The sequence below is a fragment of the Moritella sp. PE36 genome (assembly GCF_000170855.1).
In the GTDB taxonomy this organism is placed as follows: Bacteria; Pseudomonadota; Gammaproteobacteria; order Enterobacterales; family Moritellaceae; genus Moritella.
Window position 1 is genome coordinate 148,302 of sequence record NZ_ABCQ01000004.1, and the last position, 24,575, is coordinate 172,876.

Here is a 24,575-nt window from a genome sequence, read left to right on the forward strand (position 1 = left end):
TCATTATGAGGTTTCCACGCCAAGATGCGGTGCGATGGCAGCTAGCATTTCTTCACATTGCGAGAACGGAATAACTTCTTTCATGCCTTGTTGTAAGAATTGATCCATCGCTGGTTTTAAGCGAATTGCGCGATCAATTTTGGCATCCGAACCTTTGCTATAAGCGCCAATGGCAACCAAGTCTTTGTTCTGCTGATAGAGTGAGTAAGCTTGTTTGAATCCGCGAGCCGCGGCTTGATGGAAATCAGTCGTCACCATTGGCATGACACGACTAATCGACTTTTCAATATCAATCGCCGGATAGTGTCCCGCATCGGTTAACTCGCGAGACAATACGATATGACCATCGAGGATCGCCCGCGCCGCATCCGCAATGGGGTCTTGTAAGTCATCACCTTCGGTTAATACAGTGAAGAACGCCGTAATCGAGCCTTGTTCGTCACTCCCATTACCCGCACGTTCCACCAGCTGAGGTAATTTTGCAAATACCGATGGCGGATAACCTTTCGTTGCCGGTGGCTCTCCCACCGCCAAGGCAATTTCACGTTGCGCTTGTGCAAAACGGGTCAATGAATCCATCAGTAATAATACATTCAAGCCTTGGTCACGGAAGTATTCTGCTATCGCTAATGATGTTTCGCAACCTTTTAGGCGCATCAGTGGAGATGAATCCGCAGGCGCAGCAACAACAACAGAGCGCGCAAGCCCTTCTTCACCAAGGATCTCTTCAATGAATTCTTTTACTTCTCGGCCACGCTCACCAATTAAACCAACGACGACAACGTCCGCGGTCGAACCCCGCGTCATCATACCTAACAACACACTCTTACCGACACCAGAACCAGCGAAAAGCCCCATACGCTGACCTTGACCTACGGTGAGCATGGCATTAATGGCTTTAACACCGACATCAAGTGGTTTTGAGATTTTTTTACGCGCCAGCGGATTAATACGCTTGGCCGTAAAAGACGTGGTTTGTCCGGTAATAATTTCACCTTTACCGTCAATCGGCTTACCAACACCATCTAATACCCGACCAAGTAGTTCCATACCAACCGGAATACCTTGAGTTTCATTGAGTGGTGTTACTTTTGCTCCGGGAATAATACCAATGACCTGTTCACTGGGCATTAAGAATAACTTATCACCATCAAAACCAACAACCTCTGCATCCATCAAGCCGTTATCCGTTTCGACAGAACACAAACTGCCAATTGCAGCGCGGCAACCAACAGCTTCGAGGGTTAAACCAACGACCCGAGTCAGCTTACCAGCAACAGTTGGCTTGCTGGCCAGTGCGTCAGTTTTTAATTGTTGTAATCGACTGAGTAGCTCGGTCATTATGCGCCCGGTTTATTAGCAATAAGAAATTGACGCATCATTTGTTTAATACGTTGTTCCATTAACAGTTCTACCGAAGAGACTTCGTTATTAATCACTAAATCACCTTGTTTCATCATTGGCTCTGAGATTAATACCCAACCCCGTTTTACACATTCTTCAGTGGCGTAGTATTCATTGATTACGGTTAAATCATCAGGATGTAATGTAATGGTAATTTTTTGCTCAAGAACCGGTAACGCATCCAGGGCTAATTTTAATGTTTGCAGCAATATATCGTGATTAAATGTCACTTCGGTCTTAATTAACTCTTCTGCTAAGCCGGTCGCAACACGAATTAATTCGTTTTCAACTTCGCTATTTACGGCCGCTAAAGGCGCGTGCATTTGCGTTTGTAGCTGCTCCCATACTGTGGCTTTATCCGCTATCTGCTGTTGGCCATCAGCTAACCCTTGGGCGAGTCCTTGCTCTTGGCCTTGCGCTTCACCTTGGCTAAGACCTTCAGCCGTGCCGCTCGCTAAGCCATCCTGATAGCCTTGTTCTTTACCTTCATTGTAACCGTCGTCATAAGCCGCCTGGCGTATTGCGTCCAGCTCTTCAGCAGTCATTGGCTGCGGCTCAGCTTCTTCGACCGGCTCATCAGTACGCTTACCTTCATACCAGTCATGCTTCATCCCGAGTGCATTGGTATTAAGCACTGCAGCTTGGGTATTCTCAAACTCGGGTAAATACCAATCTTCTATTTGATGCTCATCACTCGCTTTAATAGGCGGGATATTAGACTTTAAACTGTCATTCATAGCCATATTCCATCAGGGTCATGTACTTATAAGAAGTCATCACCACCGCCTCCGCCGAGCATTATTTCACCGCTGTCAGCTAAACGACGCGCAATAGATAAGATCTCTTTCTGCGCCGATTCCACTTCACTCACCCGAATAGGTCCCATTGCTTCCAGATCGTCTTCCAGCATTTCGACTTGACGTTTCGACATGTTTTTAAAGATTTTATCTTTAAGCTGATCATCCGCACCTTTCAGTGCTTTTTGTAATTGATCTTGCGCCACTTCACGCAGCAGCGCTTGAATACCACGGTCATCAACATCAATAAGATTTTCGAATACAAACATAAGATCTTGGATCTGCTGACTGATCTCTTCGTCTGATTCACGAATAGCATCCATTAACTGCCCTTCGATATTGGTATCGAGATAGTTCATAATATTGGCAGCCGCTTTCAGGCCACCCATCTTCGCGGCTTGTGCGCCAGATTGACCTGCGAACTGTTTCTCCATGATCTCGTTTAATTCATGTAACGCGGCGGGTTGAACTTCTTCTAGATTAGCAATTCGCAACATTAAATCGATACGTACTTTATCTTGGAACTGCGATAAAATTTCAGCTGACTGCTCAGGTTCTAAATAAGACAATACAATAGTTTGGATCTGTGGATGCTCATTATGAATGATGTTAGCCACCTGACGTGCATCCATCCATTTCAATGAATCAAGACCTTTGGCGCCACTGCCCATGATGATTTGATCCACTAAGTTACCGGCTTTATCTGCACCGAGCGCTGCTGTTAAAGCGTTACGAACGAAATCTTCGCTACCGACACCAATATTAGTGAATTTTTGGATATCATCAATAAACGCACGATGCACACCCGCTACTTTCACCTGAGAAAAATCTTTCATTGATGCCATTGCCATACCCAGACGCTGTACTTGCTTCGGCTCTAACTGACGGAAGATCGTTGCGGCATCTTCTTCATTTAAACTCAACATTAATATCGCAGAACGTTCAATACCATTTAAGGTAGTTGCATCAAACTTGGTCGTCGCTGCTACTTGTTTATCTGAATCAGGCATCTTCTATCATCCATTCTTTAATCACTAACGCAGTTAAGTCTGGTTCGTTAGCAACCAGTGCTCGGACCGCTTCTAGCAAGTCTTCATCTTTGTGTAAATTAGGTAACTGTAAATGACCACTGCGCATTGCAAAATCGGTATCACCTTCGGTATCGGCGGTAAGCAATTGCATATCTTCATCATTTTCAATCGCACTGATACCTAAATCTAGATCTTCTAGGTTTTCTTCCGGCTCGTTGTTAATTAAGCGTTTAATCATAGGGCGAATAATTGCTATGATTAATACCACAATGACCAGTAAGCTCGCGGCGATACGGATTGCACGCCAGAACCATTCTTCTTCCCAAATAGGCAGGTCTGTCATCGCGGTTAATTCTGGGCGATTAAATGGGATCGCAACCACTTCTAAGTTATCACCACGATTAACATTAAAACCAATACCACCTTGTAATACACGGCGTATATTTGCAATTTCAGCTTGGCTGCGCGGCTCTCTCACCAACGCACCATCGGCGCCAACACTGTTAATGTAATCGATCGCAACCGATACACTTAAACGCTGAATAACACCCGTTTGTGATTTAGTGTGACTGATCGTGGTATCAAGTTCATAGTTTCTGGTGGATTCTTTTTGAGATTGGCCAATAGGACCCGCCGCGGCATTACCAGCATCAGCTTCTTCTGGTATATCAGCATCGAGCGGCGGTTGATTGGTTAATGCACCAGGAATGCCTTGATTGCCATTACCGAACGATTGACGTTCAAGTAACATCTCACTGCGTACTGCCGGTAAATCGGGGTTAAAACGTTTTTGCGTCTGCTCTGTCACACTAAAGTCCATTGATACATCAACTTCAGCGGTATAATTACTCACACCTAAGATAGGCATAAGAATAGAATCAATTTTTGTACGGTACTCACGTTCGTGATTTTTTACCATTTCAAATTCACGTCGGCCTTTTGCAGCCAGCATGTCTTGGCTGCCAGAGTTAAGTAAACGGCCATTTTGATCGGTTAATGTCACCCGTGTTGGTTCTAAACCTTGAACGGCAGAAGCAACTAATTGCACCATAGAGTCGATATTTTCTTGTGAAAGAGCAGCACTATTACGCACCGTCAACACCACGGTTGCACTGGGTTTCTTATTGCGCTTCGCAAATACATTTTCTTTCGGGATCGCGAGTAATACCTGTGCTTTCGATACCTGCTTAAATTCTTCTAATGCGCGTGCTATTTGACGTTCACGACCCAGCTTCAAACGTTCTCGTTCGACCCGTTGACTAACACCAAAGCCCATATCTTGCATTAAGATATCGTCACCTTGTAGTTCTGTCGTTGTTAATCCAGAGCGGCGTAAGCGGAGTTTAATGTTTTGGTATTGTTCTGCGGATACAGAAACCGTGTCACCATTAATTGTATAATCTATTTTCTCTTGATCTAAAAAATCGAGGGTTTCAATGAGTTCAGCTGTTGGATACGTGCCTAAAGGACGCATTTCAGGTTCTTTACCCCAGAGTAAAATAAATACCACTAAGGTTAGCGAGATCGCTAATGCTAGAATTAAAATGATTTGACGTAAGATATCGGCATTGGTGAAAAACCCAAATGCTGAGCTTTTTTGCTCATTCTCATCTAATTGCGCTAAATCATTATCCATATCGTTATTACTTACGATACCGGTATTTGAAGCCGTATCAGCCACAGAGTTACTCCTTTACCCGAGATTAAACAGGCATACTCATTATTTCTTTATAAGATTCGATCAATTTATTACGAACCTGTACCGTTGCATCGAATGCTATCCCAGATTTTTGCGATGCTATCATAACATCACTTAGGGATACACTGCGATCACCTTGATCAAAACGGGTGCGTAAATCGCCAGTATTCTGCTGTAATCCGTTCACATTATCAATTGCTTGCTGCAACATATCACCAAAACTAGCGGATGTCGTGGTTGGCGCTTTTAGCGCGGTAGGATCTGCTTCAAATTTAGTCGCTTGTAACGACATACTTTGCATTTCAGAGTAAAGATTATTGGCTGCGATGTTCATTGGTTATCCTCGTTGTCATATTTTTGACCTACTTCAATAAAGCAATTTTTATGCCAACAAAAAAGGCCGCAATTTCAATCAATTGCAGCCTTTAAAGATACTTACTCGTCATTACGCGGGGATTTCAATTCCTTGCTCACGCATTTTGGCTAATTTATAACGTAACGTGCGTGGACTAATACCTAACTTCTCTGATACGTCCTTACGAACACCATGACAGCCAATCAAGGTTTCCAAAATAATTTGATACTCTTGTTGACGTAATTCGTTACCTAAAGGCTCATTGGGTAAATTAATGCTGCGCACAGGGACTTCTGCTTTAATATGCAGTTGTGGCGCTTGGCCAATCGGTGCTATTACTTGCAAATCTGCGGTTGTAAAATCTTCTAAAATAAGATCTGCATCTTTTATTTTTCCATCAACCGCTAAAATCATCGCGCGTTGGATCACGTTGTCTAATTCACGCACATTACCCGGCCAATGATAAATCTGTAACTTCGTCTTCGCGCAGTTAAGTAACTCGAGTATTGGAATATTACTTTGCTTGCAGTGTAATTTTAATAAATGCTCTGCTATCGGTAAAATATCACCTTTGCGCTCGGTTAATGGTAACCAAGCTAATGGGAATACATTGAGGCGATAATATAAATCTTCTCTGAAGTCACCATTGGCTACAGCTTGTTTCATATTACGGTTACTGGTCGCAATAACGCGTATATTAAGCTTAATGGTTTTACGGCTGCCTAAGCGCTCGACTTCACGCTCTTGCAATACCCGTAATAATTTAACTTGTAGCGACAACGCCATTTCCGAGATTTCATCCAGCAAGATAGTGCCATTTTGTGCCTGTTCGAATTTACCTGGACAGGCTTGTATCGCGCCCGTAAATGCCCCTTTCTCATAACCAAACAGGGTTGCTTCTAGCATGTTTTCCGGGATCGCAGCGCAGTTAATTGCCACAAATGGACCATCATAACGCAGCGAATTGTCATGAATATAACGTGATAGCACTTCTTTACCCGTACCACTTGGGCCTGTCACCATCACAGTTGCATCTGATTTAGCCACTTTACGCGCCAAACTTAATAGTTGCTCGGTTTTTATGTCACCATAACAAGGGGTGCGTTTAACCACTTTTTGTGGTGGTACATAACGACCAACCTGGTTAATCAATACTTCTGGCGAGAAAGGCTTACCTATGTAATCCACAGCACCATTACGCATTGCCGTTACCGCATCATCCACTCTGGCATACGCCGTCATTAACAATACCGGTAAATCTGGGTATTTTTGTTTAATATTATGCAGTAAGGTTAATCCCGTCATGCCACCCATTTGGACATCACTGACGACCATATCATAGGTTTTTTTGCCTAATGCAATGAGTGCGCTTTCGCCGCTATCAACTTCATCGCATTCATAACCTGCCATTAATAAGGTATCAACCAAGGCTTCACGAAGACCAAGATCATCTTCAACAACAAGAATTTGAGAATGGGACATACTGTTATCCGCCTATTACCATTGATTGAGGTGCTGCTACGCGATGTAGCGGTACGATTATACTAAAATGACTGCCTTCACCTTCAGTTGAGTCTAACTCCAAACTGCCTTGGTGCGCTTTGACCACACTTTGTACTACAGCCAGACCGAGACCCGTGCCTTGTGACTTGGTGGTAAAGAAAGGTTCTAAAATTTTTGCTTGCATATGTTTCGCGATCCCCGGCCCATCATCAGAGACCACAATGGCCACTTTATCATCGCCAGATCGAATGGCAGAAATGGCGAGGTTAGCGCCCTGTCCACAAGCGTGTAAGGCATTTTGTATCAAATTGCCAATCGCGCTAGAGAGTGCATTGCGATTAGCTAAGATTAATAAGTCGGGCTCTGGCAAGGTGACTTGCATCTTGCTGTTTGTCTGTAACATCATGGCTTCACTGCCCGCTTGTACTTGGACTAATAAATTCTGTAGTGAGATCTCTTCTACCACTAAATCTTTACCGGTACGGGCAAAAAGCAGCATGTCGTTGACTTGATTTTCCAGATCATTAAGACGCTGAATTAACTTGCTTTGAAAGCGCTGCCGAGTGGCAGGAGGGAGATTCGGGTTAGCCAGATTAGAGCCGTATAATAATGCCGCTGATAATGGTGTGCGGATTTGATGTGCTAATGACGCCACCATTCGGCCTAATGACGACAACTGTTTCATATGGCTAACACGCTCTTGTAAATGCCGTGTATAGGTTAAATCCGTCAACATAATTAATTGACCCGGCTGTGAGCCAAGCGTGGTGATCGACAACTGTACTTTACAGCCATTTTTTAATGAGACCTCATGGCCGTCATCTTCTTTGGGGGTAAACGCACGCTGAATAACATCCATCCAACGCGACCCCATCAACGGCTCACCCAATAATTGCACAGCCACTTTATTGACTTCAATAACAATACCGTTACCATCAAGAATCACCAATCCTGACGGCAATGCTTCGACTAACTTTTCACTACGATCTTTGTGCGCTCGTAGTTCTGCTAATTCGCCGGGATAAGATTCTGGTACCATGGTAGCACTCCGCTAAAAAATTGACTCACACCAGATAATGCATTTAGTGTGCCAATTAAAATAACTTTGTAATGACATGTTTTTAAACGAAAAAAGCCCAACATAATGTTGAGCTTTTGGTTTTTCATCATAAATGATTATTTTATTTTCATTGAACTACCGCTATTTAGGCTTCTTTTTGCAGTCCGTATTTACGCATTTTCTCAACCAAGGTTGTTCGGCGCATGCCTAATTGATCTGCCGCTCGTGCCACAACATGTGCTTGTTGATCTAACGCTTGCTTGATCATATCAATTTCAAATTCAGCCAACATTTCTTTAAGATTAACCCCCGTTTCTGGCAGGCTACTTGGCATTGAGAAGAAACCATCTTCTTGTGGCTCTTTTTCTGCATCAGCAAAAATTTCATCACTAAACATAGCAGAGATAGCATCATGCTCGGCTAACTCAGTGGGAACCTCAGAGTATATCACTTGGCTTTCGCCATCATCGTTATAACGGTACTTAGCCGGTAATTCACCGAGATCAACAATATTACCTGCCGTCATGATCAGTAGACGTTCAATCAGATTTGATAACTCACGGACATTTCCTGGCCATGAATGTTGCATTAACGACTCCATGGCCCGTTGCGTAAATAAGATCTTTGCATCATGTTCAGCTTCGTGACGACGTAATAATTCCTGGATCAATAACGGAATATCATCTGGACGCTCACGCAGGGCCGGGCTTTCAATTGGAAACACATTTAAACGGTAATAGAGATCTTCACGGAATTCGCCATCAAGGATCATTTTTTCTAAATTACGGTGTGTGGCGGCGATAACACGCACATCGGCTTTAATTGTTTTACTGCCACCCACGCGCTCAAAAGTACGCTCTTGTAAAACCCGTAATAATTTCACTTGCATTGGCTGCGGCATATCACCAATTTCATCAAGAAATAATGTCCCACCACTGGCAAGCTCAAAACGGCCTTTGCGCGCCGAGAATGCGCCAGTGAATGCGCCTTTTTCATGACCAAATAATTCACTTTCTAATAATTCAGCGGGGATCGCACCACAGTTAATCGGTACAAACGGACCATCACTGCGTGATGACGCATCATGAATTGAACGGGCAATGACTTCTTTACCCGTGCCCGACTCACCCAGCACTAATACATTAGCGCCTTTTGTCGCCACTTGCATGATCAAGTGACGGACACTTTGGATGGCATCACCACGACCAACTAGCTGCTTGATTAATGCTTTTGACGCTGACGCTGATTGACCTAACTTACTCGTCACACATTGACGATAAGATTGGCAACGTCCAAGCAACAAGGTCAGTTGTTGATAAGATAAAGGCAGTTCGATATGGCCGATTAAATTACCTTTCTCTGGTACTTTTGCTTGCGTACCAAAGGTTAAAAATGGATTCATCGGGTTCGCATCAAATAATGCCGATAAATCCGTTTCTGAGTAACTGTCTGAAGAGACAATCACACTGTTTGCGGCAAGATCGATCTTAGCGCTAATATCGATATGAGAATCGTAACTCTGCCAACCTTCGCCAAGAAAGGACAAGATCGTTTCTAAATTTTGTCTGCGTTCAATATTCTCATCAATTACAAAAACTGACTTAGTAGTATCCATATTACAGCCTGCGCTAAACCTTACTTAAACTTAAAATAATTAAACCACCTTAAACTAGTGCTAAAGTGTGTCAAAAACTAACCTCCGCCAATTAATTGACATCGCTATAATACACATTCCTAAATCAAGATGAAACAATCATAGGAGTTAATTTAGAATTCAGATAAAAATAGTCCATCCTATATCACAGTATATACAAATAGATCAGTTTATTATAAATAAGCGTGTTGGATCGGAGTAACCCCACACGCTTACCTTAACGACAATTAAAGGTCATTTGCCGACAGTAAGATCCTCTTCCAATTCAACGACCTGATAGTGACTGGCGTTTAATCCCCAAAGTTCTGGTAATGTCGTGGCCACTGCAATAGATGACCAAGTGCCGACAATGAGACCAACAAACATCGCAATAGAAAAACCAGCTAGCGGCCCTCCGCCCAGCAACCATAACGCTGAAACCGTCATTAATGTCGTGCCCGATGTCACCAGAGTGCGAGATATGGTTGCCGAAATAGCTTGGTTATTCACATCTGCAATCGCTAATGTCGGTTTTAAAATAAGCAACTCGCGGATACGATCACCGATAATTATCGAATCATTTAATGAATAGCCAATAATCGCCAATATCGCCGCAAAGACCGTCAAGTTAAACTCCAGTTGCAATGCAGCAAACACCCCGAGTACAAATAACACATCATGAACCAAGGCAAATAACGCACCTGATGCCAAACGCCACTCAAAGCGATAGCTTAAATAAGCCATAATACATAACATCGATACTAACAGTGCCAGACCACCTTGTTCCGCCAACTCTTGACCGATTTGAGAACCGACAATGCTGGTATTTAATACTTGGATATTAGTCGCTAACGGCGCTAATACCTGGGTAATATCTGGAATATTCATGCCTGCTGCAGGTTCTGCATAACGTAAGATCCAGCGACCAACGTCTCCGCCTTCAATGACGCTGACATGTTGATTTAACGCCGCCTGTAATAAAGGTGATATCTCACTCATGGTAATACTTGGGTCAAGCTGTACTTCGGTGATCACCCCACCGGTAAAATCCAATCCCCAGTTCAGTCCATTAACACTAATAAATACAATGGCAACAAGCATGAAAATGACTGAGATTGCACTGCTGATATAACGTAATTTACTGTGATTATTACTGTTGTTTTTGTTGCTATTGTTTATGTTGATAGTCATCATCATTATACCTTCAAGTCATGACGAGTATCACGACCCCATAATTTATTAATTAATGCACGCGATACCAAGATGCCAGTGAACATACTGGTTAAGATACCTAAGCCTAACGTCAGCGCAAAACCTTGCACTGGCCCCTGCCCGATTGAATACAAGACCACAGCGATAATTAAGGTGGTGATATTGGCATCAATAATGGTATTGAATGCGCTATCAAAGCCACCATGAATGGCATGGGCAAAGCTGCGGCCTTCACGTAACTTGTCACGAATTCGCTCGAACACTAGTACATTGGTATCGACAGCCATACCGACAGTAAGCACTAACCCTGCAATACCGGGTAAGGTTAATACCGCACCCGGTATTAACGCTAATAAGCCAAATAACATAATGATATTAGCAATTAATGCGACATTAGCCACCCAGCCTAAACGGCGATACCACAGCGCCATAAATACCAAGGTTAAACCAAGCCCTAGCGCTAATGCCGAGAAACCATTCTGGATATTCTCCGCCCCCAGAGAAGGACCAATGGTTCTTTCTTCAACAATCGTCACCGGCGCTGTTAACGACCCCGCTCGTAGCAACAATGCAAGCTCTTGTGCGTCAGCCATGCTACCTGCACCTGTGATCCGAAATTGACTGCCTAATTGTGCTTGAATGGTCGCTACACTAATAATGTTGTTGGTCTTTTTGGTGGAGCCATCGGTATTACGACTGTACTCGCTGTAGAGCGTTGCCATCGGTTTACCAATATTATGTTTGGTAAAATTAGACATTTTTTTACCACCAGCATTATCTAAGGTGATATTGACCTGCGCAGCGCCCATTTCGCCAACACTGGCACGCGCATCAATAATATGCTCGCCACCGAGTATGGCGTCACGGGCAATACGTATTGGCGCACCGTCATTATTACTGACGACCATGCTGCCATTACTTGTGGTTTTAAGCTCATGAAACGCGAGACTGGCTGTGGCCCCAATTACATTTTTAGCCGTGGCTGGATCTTGTACACCGGGCAATTCAATACGAATACGATGTTCACCTTGGCGCTGTACCATCGCCTCTGTAATACCTAACTCTGTGATACGACTGCGCATTGTTTGTAAGTTCTGCTGCACAGTGAGGTTAATGATGTCGGTCTTTGCAGCTTGGGGAATACTCACCTCAACCAATAACCCTGAACTCTGAGTTACTTTCCATTGTGAATAGCTGGTTGGCATTAATTTCAATAATGCGACTTTTGCTTCATCGGTTGGCAAGTTCAGTTGCACACTATTATTGTGATTAATGCTAATTCGAACACCACGAACCCCTTTGTCACGAAAATCAGCCCGTAAATTATCGACCAATTGCAGCGCTTTGATATTGAATACCGGTTCCATATCAACATCTAACAAGAACTGCACACCACCACGTAGGTCTAAGCCTAATTTTATTGGCTTCAATCCCATACTCTGCAACCAAGACGGCGCCGCAGATACCAGTGCTAAAGTAATGTCATCATCTGCTGGCAGTACGGCTTCGAGTATCGCCTTCGCACGTGTTTGAGTGCCAGAGTCTGCTAACACTATGGTGGTTTTATCCATTTCTTGATCGATACGTGTTACCGCAATATTGCTTGCTTCTAGGGTCTGCTTAAGCACGTAAATAGCGGGCTGTTGATTTTTTTGGTGATTAATTTGCAGTGCTGGATCTTCACCATACAAGGTTGGGATCGCGCTTAGCAGCATGATTAAGATTGTGCAGGTTAAGACGATATATTTCCAACCAGCATAATGGTTTAATCGTTTACGTGGGGCTGTTGAATTTAATTTTTTTGTCATTTGATCGCTGTCCATCAATGCCTTTTTCTATATATAAAAAGTATGTATAACAAATATATATAGAAGGTAGATATATAAAGTAATTACATAAAATACAGGCATATTGGTGATTAACGTGCTTATAGATCCAGACAATAGCGTTATGAACGCGCTATGTTTATTGCACTTTTTCGTACATTTACAGTACTCGTTCTAGTGCTAACTAGGATAGATAAGCAGATAAAGGCAACAAAAAAGTAGGTTGGTTAATACTTACATTTTTGTCTAAACAGAGGTAATAACAGCGGGGTATTGGCGGTGTGAATATAATAAATTACTGTCTTTCCAGCCCGATATTCGCGACTTAGAAAAAGATGTGCTGGTTAACCAGTATTGCTCGAAATTAATATTTACCGCATAGCCGATCACCAACGACGCTGATGGTGGAATCGATAATTCAATCTCTACCTGATAATCCGGTTTAGGGTTATCTAACAATAAACGACCGGTACTGGTATAACGCGAGGTTTCGGTTAATGCAAATTCATAGGTATGGCGTGATGATGAAAGTGGCGGTTGCTCTGATTCACCAGCATCTTGGCAGAAGCTATTCGCTTCATTCGCTTCATTCGCATCGATAAGTAAGGATGCAGGTGCTAATAACGATGTAGATGCTAATTCTGAATATGTATTAGCCTGAGCATTAAAGCCCAAAACCATCACAAATAGCAGAATAAAGTAGCGCATCAATCGAAGTAGCATAGAGGATAACTAACCATAAAGAGTAATTAGGTATCATAAACACTACTGATTCGAGAAACAAGAATTATTTTAAACGTCAGAAAGCAAAAAAGGCTTACCGTTAGGTAAGCCTTTTTCTAAATTTGGTGCCCGAGGCCGGAATTGAACCGGCACGCCTATTAAGCGAGGGATTTTAAATCCCTTGTGTCTACCGATTTCACCACTCGGGCTGAGTGATAAACTGTTAAGCTAGCTGCCTAACCGGATATGCGCTTACTTTACCTGATTATAAAAATCAGTCAATTAAAAATAACACCTTGGTTGTTAACTGATTAAAAATCACTCCACTCTATCTATATATCAACGAATTTTCCTTATATTGGTTTAGCCGATAGCAAAAACGCTGTTGATAAATATTTCTTATCCTAGGAGTGTACTAATCCCCTCCCACGTTTGAATACCCGAGAATCGACTTAAAACTTGTAAAATCCACTATCAGATCTACAATTTTAGTACCTATCACTCAGTGCGAACAAAGGATAACGTACGCCTAATATTAGGAAGCTAAGATGGTAGAGCTAGCAAAGTTTAACCATACCAAACAAAAACCACTCCTGTTACTTAACTTAAATAACGAAAAATGTCATTGGGAAGCTGAGTTTAATGCATTAAATTGGCATTGCATTCATTCGAGTAATATTACTGAAACAATTAAATTTATTGAGGAATACGATATCAAGATCGCAATTGCGATGATCTCCTCAGCTTACCAACAGTGTGTATTTAAAACATTATCTAAACTTTTTGAAGTTAAAAAAAATATAGTCTGGATTGCGATCTCCTGTGACAATCAGTTTGCTCAATATCCATTATCACACCAGTTTCCAGACTATTTCTTTGATTATCACCATCTGCCAATTAATTGGGATAAATTAGGTCATACGCTGGGTCATGCTTATGGCATGTTGCCACTAAGGGTTGAAAGTAGCGGCCAACAAAGCAAGCAACATGAAAATGATGAAATACTGGGTAAATCGACCGCCATTAAACGCTTAAAATCAGATCTGGTTAAAATAGCCCGTGCCGATGGTGCGGTACTGATTAGCGGCGAGACTGGTACAGGTAAAGGGCTCTGTGCTCGTACCATTCACCGCGACTCCTACCGCAAAAATGGCCCTTTTATTAAGATTAACTGTGGAGCATTACCAAGCACTCTGCTCCATTCTGAACTGTTTGGTCACGAAAAAGGCGCATTTACAGGCGCAGACAAATTGTATATAGGTCATATTGAACGGGCGAATAAAGGCACCTTATTTCTTGATGAAATCGGCGATCTATCCTTAGATTCCCAAGTTCATCTGCTGCAATTTCTCGAAGATCATGTGATTGAACGCTTAGGGGCTAATCATTCGATTACTATCGACTGTCGCATTATTTTCGCTTCTCACGTCAATCTCGAAGCTGCAGTAGAAGAAGGGCGATTTAGAGAAGATCTGTATCACCGCCTTAATATTCTCCGTATTCATATACCCAGCTTAAGAGAGCGCCGTGAAGATATAGAACTACTGGCCAATGCTTATCTGCAGCTATACAAGCCTGCAAGCAGAGCGTTCACATTTGCGCCCCGCACATTGGAAAGCATGCTCAGATATGAATGGCCAGGCAATGTCCGTGAGCTTAAAAATCGTATTCAGCGCGCCGTGGTAATGGCGGATAGCAGTGCTATTCACGAAGCAGATATGGGCATGAAAGTGGTTAAATACCAACAATCCAAGATCAAGTTAGCACAACAGCGAATGGAGATAGATACTGAAGTATTGCTTGATGCCATCAACCGTCATAATCACAACATTTCCGCCGCAGCGAGAGAATTAAATATCTCTCGCACTACATTTTATCGTCTAGTGAAAAAATGCAAAATTAAACTCTAAATTAAAATCTAAATTCAAGTCAAGTCAAGTCAATAACTGTTTCAGTAAAAATGAGGTAGTCATAATGCAGAAATACAGAATGCCACTGCTGCTTGCAGTACTCGCAATCCCTTTTATCAGCGCTTGTGAGCCACAGAGCAATGATAAATTGGAGCAGGATATCAGCGCACTGCAACAAGATATTCAGCAGCTGCAGCAGGATCTCACCAACATAGGCACGCAAGTCAATGATATTCATGCTGTAGCTACCCGCTCTCAAAGACCGAAAACCAAAACCCTGCCGACTCAGGTCAATTACACCGCAGATGGTGAGGTGCCGTTACTTGGTGATGCAGGTGCACAACTGGCGATCATTGAGTTTTCTGATTATCAATGCCCCTACTGTAAACGCTTCATTGATCAGACCTTTGATAAGCTAAAAGCCAACTACATTGATGTCGGTAAAGTACAATATCTGACACGTGATTTCCCGTTAAGCTTTCATCCTAAAGCCAAAGGTGCCGCAGTTGCAGCCAATTGCAGTTTGCAGCAAGATGCTTACTGGCCGATGCGCACTGCGTTATTTAACAATATGAAACAACTTGGTGATGAGTTATATCAACAGACGGCCACCGACTTATCGCTGGATATGACTAAATTTTCAGACTGCCTCAGCGATCCGCAAACACTCAGCAAAGTCGAAGCAGATATGGCGCTGGGTACTTCCTTAGGGATCCGCGGTACACCAAGTTTTGTTGTCGGGCGAATTGAAGATAATCAGCTGGTAAACCCGCAACTTATTGTCGGTGCACAAAGTTACGAGACTTTTGTAGCGCTGTTAGATGGGTTAATGAAAGAGAATTAAAACTAAATACAAATAGTGACTAGACTATATACGAAAAGTAAGGGGTGACCGATTGCATTCGGCCGCCCCGTTTTGTTTAATAAACAACGCCAATCAAAACCCTGCTCATTACCGATTACCAGACTTCACTGACATTAACTTAGACTTGAATCTAAGGTCTTTACTTTCATTCGTTGTTAATATCAATTTTAAATATTTAGCATTATTACATACCTTCAACCCTCCGAATTAATTGATAAAACAAACTTAAAACCTCGGTTGAAAATCGCCTATTATTACTGGAGTAACCTCACTTGAGGCGGTCAAAAAACGTACATTGAATTTTAAAAGGGAAAGAGACTTATCAATCTAAACTCAAGACGGCAACTCGACTACAAGCACCATTTTAACTGGATTTTTTGTTAATCTAGATTCATGGAGAATTGCCATTTTGCTAAGAACACCTCGAAGTTACTGATTAAAAAAGATAATAAAATTGATCAAAAAGCGACCTATCCGAAATGTAAAAGTACTGCTATGATGCCCTCTCAAATGAAACCATAAAATAATTTATAATTTGATAATGGGTTACTTAGTGTTGACCTCAGAATGTAATTGTACTTGCCTATGGTTGTGCATTTTTCTGCCGGAACCAACACTAGCAATCTTTTAGCGATAACGTTAACCAATGGAGTGGAAGATCATATGAACCATACCTACTTAAAATAATAACAATAAAATAGCAGGGTTAATTTTAAGGACATAAGTTAAGGACAACCATAACTGCCTCTTTATTATCTCTAGTCTCGCCATTCTATTAATAAATAATCATTTGTGAGTTCAGGCTCCGAAATTTAACCAGTAAATTCTAACGATGAGGTTTTTATGAATTATCTTGTGTTGGGCCTTTTTGTGTCCATCAGTACCCTTTTGACTGTATTTCCAGTCACAGCACAACCCAAGGGTAACCCATTAGAAGAAACCAAAAGCATTGAAATTACGGAGCATCGGAAGCTAGCACAAAACAAAACGATTGCACTCGCCAAGCTGATGGCCAATTATCGCCATGCTGACAAATCAAATAACGAGCAATTGCTTAATGAGCTAATTGAACAGGCTAAAGCACGCCAATCGCTATTGGCAGAGTTAGTTAAAAACGATCCTAGTGCAGCTATTCGAGCCTCATTGCCAAAGCATGTTCGTGCTGGTATCCCAGCTGAAGTGCTAGCACTGCTAGAGCAAAAGCAAGAGCTTAACGGTGAGTTAGAAGTAATTTATGAAGACTATAAAGATCCAAGCCTAAGTCGCTTGCGTCATTTTTTAGTGACTGATAACAGCCGCGTTGAGCTGTATTTACCTGAGAATTCCAAAGGAAAATCGCTGCAAAGTGGCGTTAACGTACGTGCTAGCGGCTGGTTGTTTAAACAGGGGGATGAAGCCATTGACTCGCTTGCCTTATATGACGATCCAGATAGCCTGACAGTATTGGCTTTGGATAACAGCGCTACAACAACGAGTAGTAGTGCAACCTCGGCGGTATTACCAAACACTATTGGCGAGCAGCACACCTTAGTGCTACTGGTTAACTTTCAGGATAATCCAACTGAACAACCTTGGACAAAGGAACAGGTTCAGAACATGATCTTTGGTACGGTGAATGACTATTATCAGGAAGCGTCCTACGGTCAGACTTCAATAAACGGTGATGTCCTAGGCTATTATACTCTACCTATTGATTCAGTGTGTGATCATAATTTAATTTATAATGCTGCTCAACAAGTTGCAGCCAATAATAACATCAACACCAATAATTACGATCGGTTACTTTATGTTTTTCCAAAAATCGATAATTGTGGCTGGGCAGGCAAAGGTACTGTAGGAGGAAGTCCATCTAGAGCATGGATTAATGGCGATTTAACATTAAGTGTTGTGGGTCATGAATTAGGCCATAATCTAGGGCTTCGTCATGCTAAAAAGCTGGAATGTGGTACTAATGTACTTGATGGTGACTGCTACACCATTGAATATGGTGACAGTCTCGAAATAATGGGAAACCCAGGTTTCACTGGTCATTTTAACTCCTTTAATAAAGAGTTGCTTGGATGGCTTAGCGAAGACCCCTCGACCACTGAGGCTAAAATACAAACAGTAGAAACTGCAGGTAGCTTTGAGATAGAGCCTTATGCGTCTTCGCCAAACGGTTCAGCTAAAGCACTTAAGATACAACGTGGTATTGACTCCGTTACGGGACAAAAGCTTTGGTATTATCTTGAATACCGTCAGCCGTTAGGATTTGATGCATATATTGCTAGTTATCCAGCGCTACACCAAGGAATCAACTTCCATTTAGGTACTGAAAAAGACACTAATAGCAGTCAATTAATTGATATGACCCCAGCTAGTAGTTATACAGATTGGAATGATGCAGTTTTACCTGTTGGTGCTAGCTATGAAGAGGCTGGTATTGTTATCAATACTAACTGGGCAAATAGTAATGGTGCTAACGTTAGCATCAGCTTTACAGGACCGAGCTGTGTTAAGAAAAATCCGTCACTACTGTTGTCATCAGATGAAAGTGCTTGGGTTACTTCAGGCACTACTGTCACATACAGTGCGACAGTAACTAACCAGAATAGTAGTGGGTGTGCTAGTTCAGATTTCAGCGTTGTAGCAAATGTGCCAGCTGATTGGTCCGCAAATAGTCACTCTATTAGTCTCGCCCCCGGTGCTAGCGGCTCAGTTACCATTAACATCACCTCGGCTAGTTTAGCCAGCGATGGATTTTACGATATAGCCATTAACGCGACAAACAACAGCGATAGCAGCTATAACACAAGTAGTATAATTAATTACATTGTGGATACACCAGTTCCTGCCTGCGTCGTTGCAAACCCGATGATTTCATTGTCTGGACCAAGTGGAAATGTAACTGCAGGTACAACTGTTAATTATATCGCGACTGTGGCTAACTTAGATAGCGTCGAATGTGCTGAAGCAAACTTTGACGTGTTTGCCAATATTCCGACTGGCTGGAGCGCAAATAACGCCAGTGTTAATTTGGCGCCAGGCGCTAGCAGTACTGTTATTTTAACTATAACGTCAAACAGTACAGCGACAGATGGCGTATATATGATTGTAATTATTGGGCAAAATACAGCGAATAACAGTTTAAGCAATAGTGGTGTGGTGAGCTATGCTATTTCGATACCAGATCAAATCAATACTGCACCGATTGCGGTTTCTGATAGCGTAGCATTGCTAACTAAAGAAGTAATATCAATTGATGTGCTTTCTAATGACTGGGATCCAGAGGGTGATAGCCTAACTATCATTAGTACAACTCAAGGCTCCAAGGGTAGTGTACTGATCACCACAGATGGTCACCTACTGTACACACCGGCGAAGAACTTTAAAACGAGTGACAGTTTCACTTATACCATAAGTGATGGCCTAAACTCCGCAACTGCAATAGTTAGCATCAGCTTAAATTCAACTGGTGGAGGAAAAGGACAGAATAACAAAGGTAAAGGTAAGTAATTTATCTAAGGTACTTAAAACAATGATACACAGCCGGCATCAAGCCGACTGTGTATCTATCCTTTATTACAGACCCTATCCTAAGGGTTTGGGATTAGATGAACCGTCGCAGTAACAGATTTTTCAACTGCAGCGCCAAGATCGTCATCATTTACTTTAATCGACAAGATTGCTCCTGAACTCAGAATACTGAATATGTTATCAGTACTATCATCATCTGCAATCAACTCAACAGTAAATGCACATTTTAATACTCCTAACGCAGCAATCGCTGTAGGTGCAGATTCACTCGGTTGAGGGCAAGGATTAAATGAACTGTCATCGTTAAAAGTACCGCCATCATTCAGGATGATAAAGCGAGCATCTATTGTATCCTCGATATTAATAATATCAGCAGGATTGTTACCAACACGTAATTTTAACTCAGTCAAATCAACAGATTCAAAGCTAGAACCATTTGTAATAGTAACAAATAATGTTGCTGCAATTTTAATGTCTAAAGATACTATAGCTGGTACATCATCTAGGATGACGATGGCGTTATCTGTTGGTGAGTTAACTTGCTCGCCAATAGTGCTGCCAACACCAGTAGGGTCCCATAGAAAAGCTGTTGCAAAAGCAACATTTTCAACTTTATCTAATGCATTTTTATTCTCTATTTTGGTAACAAAAGTACATACATAAGCAGTTGAATCATCGCTGCTATATTCTATAATCTGTGGGAATGTACACCTATCTGGAGTATCGTTTATTCCTGCAGGCCAATTAGCAAGATCATATAATGTGTCATCAATTCCGGTTACTTTTAATGGCTCCATTGTTGTATCATTGTCATTAGTTATTGTGAACCGATAAATCACATAGCCACCAGGTTCATCTATATGTACACTATCGCCTACAGTATTAGCATCTTTATAGGTTCCTGGCGTTGCATTAGAATCATCTATAGACGCTGCAGCCACAAACTTTTTCAATGAAACCATCGGTGCAGCAAGTTTGATCTGAACTGTTTTAGCTGCATATGCCAGACGATTTTCATTATCTACGGCTTCTATTTTCACGGTGTTTTGGTAAGTTTGACCTTCAGTTAACCCTAGATTTACAGTGTATTCACAAGGTCCAAATTCAGCCCCAACAGCTAATCCAGGATCTACACTTACCTTTGGTATATCTCTACAGTCAACATCGCCAGTAGCATCAGTATAAAGATTCGTAGTTCCGAATGTATCAGTGCTATTGTTTGGATTTTTAATCACCCAATCATCTCTAAAGCTAGATGAGCTAGCTATATCCAAATCACTCGCCCAAATTGCGTCAACGTTGTTGTTAGAAGGATTATTAACGGTTACCTCAAAGGTTACGTTGCCTGATTTGTTGATATACCAAATATCACCAATTTGGCGAAGACCAAGCGTATTGTCATCAGGGACTACCACTACTTTACTAATTGAGACTTCGGGGTCAACATTCGTTATCGTGACAGGTTCTTTATCAGAACACACTGCCGTCGTAGGAATGACTGTGTTTAAATCTCCGTGTAAACTTAAGAGGTTACAACTAGCCTGTTCATCATGGATAGAGGTTGTATTCTTGTCTTCAAACGTTCCGTACATATAATCCCAATATGTTTCTAAAGGGTTCGGGCCTTGGTTTCTTACTGTAGGCGCACCTAACTGTAAATCATCAGGTAGGTTACCATCAGTTATTTTTACTTTCAGGTTACAAGTGAAGGACGGTGTATTCTCGTCAATCTTGTATTTCCCATCAGTTAACGTTGGGTTACAAGTGTTGCTCACGATTTCAACATTGCCAAATACACTACCTGCTACAGTTGTCGGAGCCAATACATTTATTAACTCTTCTACCTGACCGTCAGGCGCTGGCGTCGCATCAGGGTCAGTATAAATGATATCAAAAAGACTGGTGATATAAACAATATCTTCCAATTGGCTTTTGGTTATTAAAAATTGGTATTCAAAGGTACCATCGAGTTCTAGCGCTGTTGTAGGTGGGATTAGAGTTTTGGTAATTGTAGGCGGCTCAGGGCTTACAAATACATTAATCGGAAGTTCACCACAATTACATTTTGAAGTTTGTGATGGCCGTTGACCTAAAATTGCATCATCAAAATTTACAGAGCAATCATTTTCGTCTTTAACACTCCAAGCAGCACAGTAGTCGAATATAACTTGCTTAGTGTCAGGAGATGCAGTTGCACATAGCATGGTAAATTCTGCGTTCTCCAAAACATAGTCATCATTCGTCAGTTCTGACTTATCAATATCGCCACATGTATCTCCATCATTATTATTATCAGGGTCGCCGCTTACAAGTGGTCCATCCCCTTCTCCATCTCGCGATGCATCAGGGTTAGGAACTATCAAACTACACGAGCTTGTGTCTCCTTGTACCGTCTGAGGAGATTTTTCATTGAGAGGTAAATAGAAGGTTGTATCGTAGCGAGTATCTGCATTGGTTTTTACTGTAACATCGGCAATTAGAGTGAATGGTTCGTTCCTATTACAGGTAAACCCATCACTCCCATCGTTATCCAAAATACCGTTTACAATGACACCTTTTACATCGACGTCAGTAATTTCAATATCATTAGCCGTACAATTTAGGGCACTGACATCGACAATGTCCTTCAACCCCTTCCCTCCGTCCGTCAGGTAGGCATCAGCCATACATTCATAGCCTAAACCACCACCTAAGTCCGGCATCGCTGGAAACTCCCAGATGGGATCATTACTGGCTACTGCTGACTTGGGTATGGTTATTATCAATATGGTCCCAAGCAATATGGCTAATAAACCATTGAGTTTAAATCCGAAATAAGAATTCTTCATGTCAATTTCCTTCCTATCAGTGCTAATTATTAAATTTTTACTACCTGATTTATTCATTAATTTTGTTTTTTGTCATAGAGAGAGTTTTATAACGCACAATAAATACGTCTCTAGGCCTGACTAAGCAAGTAACAAGCCATAGATTTAACTCTTTGAAATATAATGTAAAGGTAGTTTTATTTAGTGTGGTATGTAGCTGGATGGACAGGTCAATGAAACAGTATTCTTTGAAATAGTGATTAATCTATTGTAAATATTGCAATTTTTAATGTTGGGCAATGTAACAGTTAAAAGTGTAACACCCGTTACACCTTGTCAATGAGCACTACTACTGGGTTGTTTAGATGGACTATTGGCCAGGCAGGAAGTTGGAGTAACCTTAACACCTTGGGCTTGAAACCACAGAATATCATCAGGTTACTTATGGAAATATAATATCGTGTATCTTAAGGTCGCCATCTACAAAAATAAATTCACTGCCATTAAGGACCATAGCCAACTAAGGATAAATCAAGCAATAACCAGCCTAATACCAGCCATTACTAGATTAGGTCTGTGGCAGTTTATAGATGAATCGAATTACAGCTGAGGCTATATAACAAAGAGGTTGGTATTAACGTTCACCAGCACCAAAACGGTAAATAAGTTGCCCACTGGCTATGTCATCATTTGCAGAGAACTTAGTACCGTAATAATGGTGCCAAGCGAGCTGGAGAGCCCAATTTCGATCCACTTTGTAGTACAGACCAAAACCGGCGTTAACCTGCGCGGTTTTGATATCTCTATCCTGATCTTTCAACGCTTCTCCCAATCCTGCGCTGATGTAAGGACGGAAATCATTATCCGCATTGAAATAATACTGCATATCAACACTGTAACTCTCATAGACAACTCGTTCGGTGCTGGTTTGTTCTTTCATCTCACCACGACTATAACTAAGCCGTGACGAAAACTGGGGAGTAAAGTATAAGCCGAGACTGAACGTCGGTGCCCAGCCATTTTCAAGACCCCAAAACTCATCCAAATTAAGATAAGCGCTACCCACAGAAAAACCAACAATACCAAAATCAACTGGGTCTTCAATGTCTGCAGAATTATACATATCGCTACGCGCCTTGGTCGAATTACCTTTACCGTTGCCCATCGCATACCTCAGATTAATTTTAACCTGGGTTTCCGAACTGCCATTCGGTAAGCTCACTTCCTTAATGCCCACATAGCCAGTACCAGCGATAACCACCTGCTTACCAACCAACTGGTTAATGCCACGGCCTATACTGTCCACGGGATCGAGAAAAAACAACGCGGTATCACCGAGTGCAGCGGAACCCCACACTGTTCCCCCCTCTAGGATAATTTCACGTTCCTGGTTAAATGCCCACTCACCGTAGACCCAGCCGAGAACAGGTGTAACAACCAAATCTTGCAGTGCAGGTACTTCGGCGAAAGCCTCTATCCCATATTCCCAATAAAAGGTCGACATCAAAGCAGAGTAAATAAAGGCATCCCACTGTCGGTAGCCAGATTTACGTGCCGACTGGTAATATACGCCACCAAAATAAGGGTGACCAATGTAATTGATGTACCATGCATCCCGATCCCAAACAGGCCCTTGCCTCACATTATCCCACCATTTTTCAATTAGGCGCTCATCGCTCGTCTCCCAGTTAGTGATATCAGTTGGCAGCAAAGCCAGAAAACCGGCAACACCAATACCATACCAAGCAACCGATTTTGTTTGCGACCACAGCCGTTCACCATCCTCACCATGGGGTGTCGAAAACAAAGATATTTGGTAGGGATCAGCATAAACATCATCGGAAAGGGCTTTATCTTCCCAACTGGTGTTGGAAAAGGTGTTGGAAAATGTATTGGCAATAACAAGCGGGTTTTTACTGGTATTTTCTTCATGCGGCTCTGCGCTAGAGAAAGGACTAAGCAAGGTACATAACAGTAACAAATGCAGGTAATGACAAGGTTTCATGTCTTAATATCTCCCAGATATTAACCCCAGATAGACCATAGCAGGGGTTAAACCGCAGCTATTAGCTAAATGAAAATGTAATAACTAAGCATAGTCGGCGGTAACCTAATCATCAATACTCGGCGGTACAAACTGAGGACATAATGAAGGGCTAATAAGCAGAGCTTAAATGAGGTGAATAGACGATGAGATTTGGTTGGGTAAACATAACTAAATAATGATGTTTGTG

16 protein-coding genes and 1 tRNA gene are annotated in these 24,575 nt (G+C 42.0%); 3 read left to right on the forward strand and 14 right to left on the reverse strand.

Annotated features, from left to right (window positions below; genetic code table 11):
* Positions 1-3 precede the first annotated feature (3 nt).
* From fliI to PE36_RS04685, 12 genes are all read right to left on the reverse strand, one after another.
* Positions 4-1,341, reverse strand: coding sequence for a flagellar protein export ATPase FliI (gene fliI, locus PE36_RS04630; protein WP_006030809.1), 1,338 nt, complete (start codon positions 1,339-1,341; stop codon positions 4-6).
* Positions 1,341-2,141 carry a flagellar assembly protein FliH gene (locus PE36_RS04635; protein WP_043993931.1) on the reverse strand — a complete coding sequence of 267 codons (801 nt, stop codon included), beginning with the start codon at positions 2,139-2,141 and terminating at the stop codon, positions 1,341-1,343. Before PE36_RS04635 ends, fliI begins: the two co-directional genes overlap by 1 nt.
* 26 nt (positions 2,142-2,167) lie before the next feature.
* Positions 2,168-3,211: a flagellar motor switch protein FliG gene (gene fliG, locus PE36_RS04640; protein WP_006030811.1), complete on the reverse strand. Its 1,044-nt coding sequence runs from the start codon at positions 3,209-3,211 to the stop codon at positions 2,168-2,170.
* Positions 3,204-4,913, reverse strand: a complete 1,710-nt coding sequence (gene fliF / locus PE36_RS04645; RefSeq protein ID WP_006030812.1) for a flagellar basal-body MS-ring/collar protein FliF — start codon at positions 4,911-4,913, stop codon at positions 3,204-3,206. Before fliF ends, fliG begins: the two co-directional genes overlap by 8 nt.
* Positions 4,914-4,935: 22 nt before the next feature.
* Positions 4,936-5,265, reverse strand: coding sequence for a flagellar hook-basal body complex protein FliE (fliE, locus tag PE36_RS04650; protein WP_006030813.1), 330 nt, complete (start codon positions 5,263-5,265; stop codon positions 4,936-4,938).
* A gap of 111 nt (positions 5,266-5,376) precedes the next feature.
* On the reverse strand, positions 5,377-6,768 hold the full coding sequence (locus PE36_RS04655; RefSeq protein WP_006030814.1) for a sigma-54 dependent transcriptional regulator: 1,392 nt from the start codon (positions 6,766-6,768) through the stop codon (positions 5,377-5,379).
* A 4-nt stretch (positions 6,769-6,772) separates the two neighbouring features.
* Positions 6,773-7,828, reverse strand: a complete 1,056-nt coding sequence (locus PE36_RS04660; RefSeq protein WP_006030815.1) for a PAS domain-containing sensor histidine kinase — start codon at positions 7,826-7,828, stop codon at positions 6,773-6,775.
* A gap of 166 nt (positions 7,829-7,994) precedes the next feature.
* On the reverse strand, positions 7,995-9,464 hold the full coding sequence (locus PE36_RS04665) for a sigma-54 dependent transcriptional regulator (RefSeq protein ID WP_006030816.1): 1,470 nt from the start codon (positions 9,462-9,464) through the stop codon (positions 7,995-7,997).
* A gap of 273 nt (positions 9,465-9,737) precedes the next feature.
* Complete coding sequence (gene secF, locus PE36_RS04670) at positions 9,738-10,679, reverse strand: protein translocase subunit SecF (RefSeq protein ID WP_006030817.1); 942 nt, start codon at positions 10,677-10,679, stop codon at positions 9,738-9,740.
* Entirely contained in the window at positions 10,679-12,517 is a 1,839-nt protein-coding gene (gene secD, locus PE36_RS04675; RefSeq protein WP_006030818.1) for a protein translocase subunit SecD, read from the reverse strand. Before secD ends, secF begins: the two co-directional genes overlap by 1 nt.
* A 249-nt stretch (positions 12,518-12,766) precedes the next feature.
* On the reverse strand, positions 12,767-13,243 hold the full coding sequence (locus tag PE36_RS04680; protein ID WP_232286526.1) for a hypothetical protein: 477 nt from the start codon (positions 13,241-13,243) through the stop codon (positions 12,767-12,769).
* Positions 13,244-13,366: 123 nt separating this feature from the next.
* Positions 13,367-13,452 (reverse strand) — tRNA-Leu (locus PE36_RS04685).
* A gap of 339 nt (positions 13,453-13,791) precedes the next feature.
* Between PE36_RS04685 and PE36_RS04690 the strand changes: the two genes are divergently transcribed.
* The 3 genes from PE36_RS04690 to PE36_RS04700 all read left to right on the forward strand — a co-directional run bounded on the left by PE36_RS04690 (position 13,792) and on the right by PE36_RS04700 (position 19,513).
* Positions 13,792-15,153: a sigma-54 dependent transcriptional regulator gene (locus PE36_RS04690; protein ID WP_006030820.1), complete on the forward strand. Its 1,362-nt coding sequence runs from the start codon at positions 13,792-13,794 to the stop codon at positions 15,151-15,153.
* 64 nt (positions 15,154-15,217) lie between these two features.
* Positions 15,218-15,997: a thioredoxin domain-containing protein gene (locus tag PE36_RS04695; protein WP_043993933.1), complete on the forward strand. Its 780-nt coding sequence runs from the start codon at positions 15,218-15,220 to the stop codon at positions 15,995-15,997.
* An 891-nt stretch (positions 15,998-16,888) separates the two neighbouring features.
* On the forward strand, positions 16,889-19,513 hold the full coding sequence (locus tag PE36_RS04700; protein WP_232286527.1) for an Ig-like domain-containing protein: 2,625 nt from the start codon (positions 16,889-16,891) through the stop codon (positions 19,511-19,513).
* Between the two features lie 80 nt (positions 19,514-19,593).
* Here PE36_RS04700 and PE36_RS04705 read toward each other — a convergent pair whose 3' ends face one another.
* On the reverse strand, positions 19,594-22,419 hold the full coding sequence (locus PE36_RS04705) for a hypothetical protein (protein WP_157517756.1): 2,826 nt from the start codon (positions 22,417-22,419) through the stop codon (positions 19,594-19,596).
* 556 nt (positions 22,420-22,975) lie between these two features.
* The gene (locus tag PE36_RS04710) at positions 22,976-24,346 is read right to left on the reverse strand and encodes a DUF3943 domain-containing protein (protein ID WP_006030825.1); all 1,371 of its coding nucleotides are present in this window, start codon (positions 24,344-24,346) and stop codon (positions 22,976-22,978) included.
* Positions 24,347-24,575: the final 229 nt, after the last annotated feature.

What these genes read in the sequence shown, in the direction of transcription:
- fliI (WP_006030809.1), bottom strand. Translation starts at nt 1,341, where the DNA reads ATGACCGAGCTACTCAGTCGATTACAACAATTAAAAACTGACGCACTG.
- PE36_RS04635 (WP_043993931.1), bottom strand. Translation starts at nt 2,141, where the DNA reads ATGAATGACAGTTTAAAGTCTAATATCCCGCCTATTAAAGCGAGTGAT.
- fliG (WP_006030811.1), bottom strand. Translation starts at nt 3,211, where the DNA reads ATGCCTGATTCAGATAAACAAGTAGCAGCGACGACCAAGTTTGATGCA.
- fliE (WP_006030813.1), bottom strand. Translation starts at nt 5,265, where the DNA reads ATGAACATCGCAGCCAATAATCTTTACTCTGAAATGCAAAGTATGTCG.
- PE36_RS04655 (WP_006030814.1), bottom strand. Translation starts at nt 6,768, where the DNA reads ATGTCCCATTCTCAAATTCTTGTTGTTGAAGATGATCTTGGTCTTCGT.
- PE36_RS04660 (WP_006030815.1), bottom strand. Translation starts at nt 7,828, where the DNA reads ATGGTACCAGAATCTTATCCCGGCGAATTAGCAGAACTACGAGCGCAC.
- PE36_RS04665 (WP_006030816.1), bottom strand. Translation starts at nt 9,464, where the DNA reads ATGGATACTACTAAGTCAGTTTTTGTAATTGATGAGAATATTGAACGC.
- secF (WP_006030817.1), bottom strand. Translation starts at nt 10,679, where the DNA reads ATGATGATGACTATCAACATAAACAATAGCAACAAAAACAACAGTAAT.
- secD (WP_006030818.1), bottom strand. Translation starts at nt 12,517, where the DNA reads ATGGACAGCGATCAAATGACAAAAAAATTAAATTCAACAGCCCCACGT.
- PE36_RS04680 (WP_232286526.1), bottom strand. Translation starts at nt 13,243, where the DNA reads ATGCTACTTCGATTGATGCGCTACTTTATTCTGCTATTTGTGATGGTT.
- PE36_RS04690 (WP_006030820.1), top strand. Translation starts at nt 13,792, where the DNA reads ATGGTAGAGCTAGCAAAGTTTAACCATACCAAACAAAAACCACTCCTG.
- PE36_RS04695 (WP_043993933.1), top strand. Translation starts at nt 15,218, where the DNA reads ATGCAGAAATACAGAATGCCACTGCTGCTTGCAGTACTCGCAATCCCT.
- PE36_RS04705 (WP_157517756.1), bottom strand. Translation starts at nt 22,419, where the DNA reads ATGAATAAATCAGGTAGTAAAAATTTAATAATTAGCACTGATAGGAAG.
- PE36_RS04710 (WP_006030825.1), bottom strand. Translation starts at nt 24,346, where the DNA reads ATGAAACCTTGTCATTACCTGCATTTGTTACTGTTATGTACCTTGCTT.